The organism is Nocardia panacis (assembly GCF_003598715.1).
Taxonomy (GTDB): domain Bacteria; phylum Actinomycetota; class Actinomycetes; order Mycobacteriales; family Mycobacteriaceae; genus Nocardia; species Nocardia panacis.
In genome coordinates, this window is sequence record NZ_QZFU01000043.1 from 1 (window position 1) to 2,381 (window position 2,381).

The following is a 2,381-nucleotide window of genomic DNA, read 5'->3' on the forward strand; positions in this document are numbered from 1 at the left end:
TGCTGGCGGGGTTGGAAACCGTTGCTGCTGGTGGGGATTCGGCGAATGTGGTTCGGGGACAAGCTCGTGGGGGCAAGGTCGCGTTCGTCTTTCCTGGCCAAGGAGCACAGTGGGCTGGGATGGGAGCCGAGCTTTACCGGGTTTACCCGGTCTTTGCCGACGCGCTCGATGCAGTCTGTGGAGAGTTCGATCGGTATCTGGGTCGATCGTTGAAAGAGCTCCTTTTCGCTGAGCAAGGCTCGGCGGAGGCCGCGCTGCTGGACCAAACCGCGTACACGCAGGCCGTGCTGTTCGCGTTAGGGGTAGCGCTCTACCGACTTGTTGATTCATTGGGGGTGGAGCCGGACTATCTGATCGGTCATTCGATCGGCGAGTTGGCTGCTGCCCATGTGGCTGGCGTCTTCTCCCTTCCCGATGCTTGTGCGGTAGTAGCGGCTCGGGGACGACTGATGGGTGATCTTCCCTTGGGTGGTGCCATGGTCGCGGTGGAAGTCTCCGAAGTCGAAATACAGGCCTCGCTGGTGGGGTTCGAGGATCACCTTTCGGTGGCCGCGGTGAACAGCCCGTCCTCGACGGTGGTCTCTGGTGACGACGAGGTGATGGAGCGGTGGATCGAGCAATGGCGCCAGGACGGTCGTAAAACTACCCGGCTTCGAGTCAGCCACGCCTTCCATTCGGCTCAGATGGATCCAATACTTGAGCAGTTCGGCGAGATTGTCGCGGGAGTCTCGTTCGGAACCCCAAGTATCCCGATCGTGTCGAATCTGTCCGGTGGCCTCGCCTCGGCCGAGGATCTGGGGTCGGCGCAGTACTGGGTGCAGCATGTGCGGCGCGCAGTGCGGTTTATGGACGGGGTGCGTTTCCTCGAAGATGCCGGGGTCGCCAGGTTTTTGGAGCTCGGATCTGGTGGCGGGTTGAGCGCGATGATCAGTCGGTGCCTGCGCGGCGAACCAGAAACGCTGCAGGTTCCGGCGGTGCGTGCGAGCCATCCCGAGGTCGAAGCTTTCACCGGATTCCTGGCTGAGGTGTTCGTGTGTGGTGTGGGGGTGGATTGGGGCCGATGGTTCGGTCCGGTTCGCCCGGGGCGGGTGGAGCTTCCTGGTTATGCGTTCCAGCATCGCCGGTTTTGGCTCGGGTCTCGTTCGAGTGCCGGGGATGCGGCGTCGGTGGGTTTGTCGCGGGTCGATCATCCGTTCGTGGGTGCGGGCGTGGCTCTCGGGGATGGTCGGGGGTGGTTGTTCACCGGCCGGTTGTCGCTGGACAGCCATCTATGGCTGGCGGATCATGCGGTGTCCGGTGCGGTGTTGTTCCCTGGGACCGGGTTCATCGAGTGGGCGTTTGCCGCGGGTGCCCGGGTCGGGGCCGGGGCCGTCGAGGAACTGACTGTGCAGGCACCGCTGGTGCTTGCTGAGCACGGTGCGGTGCAGATGCAGCTGTGCCTCAGTGAGGCCGATGCCCACGGGCGTCGTCCGTTCGATATCTATTCGCGTCCGGAGTCTCGCGGCGAAACCGGGCCGTGGACGCACCATGCCACCGGTGTTCTGTCCGCCAGCGAGGGCGGTGGACAGTGGAGTTCGGAGCCACTGGCTGGGATGTGGCCGCCGATGGGAGCGGTGTCGGTGGATATCGGTTCGCTGTATGAGCGTTTGGCCGGGATGGGTGTCGCCTATGGTCCGGCTTTCCAAGGATTGCGGGCGGCGTGGCGTCGTGGTGAGGAGGTGTTCGCCGAGGTCGAGATCGACCAGGAGCACGCCGAGGAAAGTCGCCGGTTCGGGTTGCATCCGGCATTGTTCGATTCCGCGTTCCACGTGGCGTTGGATGTGTTGGGTGCCGGGGATGAGCAGGGGCGGACACCATTGCCCTTCTCCTGGTCGAGGGTAGGCCTGCGCATCTCTGGTGCCACCCGGTTGCGGGTGCGTGTGGTGGGTGTCGGAGTCGATGGCTACCGGCTCACTGGGTGGGACGACTCCGGTGAACCGGTGGTCATCGTCGATACCCTGACGGCTCGCCCGGTTGATACCACCGCCGCACTCGCGGCTGCCCGCAGTAACCACGAAGACCTCTACCGACTCGGCTGGGAACCGATTGCAGGACAGCACGTCCCGACCGGATCCAGTGTCGATGCCCTATGCGTGGCCTATATCGGGCAGACGAACCACACCGCTACCGCCGCCGATCTCGCCAATGGTCTCATCACTGATCTCGCTGCGGACTGTTACGCAGATGTGGGCGAGCTCGTTGATGCTGTGGCCGGGGGGTTGCCGGTGCCGGATGTGGTGGTGGTGCCGTTCACCGGTGCGTTTGCTGATGGCGATGCTGATCTCGCGGATGGTGGGTTGGTGTCGGTGGTGAAGGCGAATACGTATGGGTTGTTGGGTTTG

1 protein-coding gene is annotated in these 2,381 nt (G+C 63.8%); it reads left to right on the plus strand.

What is annotated here, in order from left to right; translation table 11 throughout:
• Positions 1 to 47: 47 nt before the first annotated feature.
• Positions 48 to 2,381 (plus strand): acyltransferase domain-containing protein (locus tag D5S18_RS30255; RefSeq protein ID WP_282434912.1); only part of this gene is annotated, 2,334 nt, incomplete at its 3' end.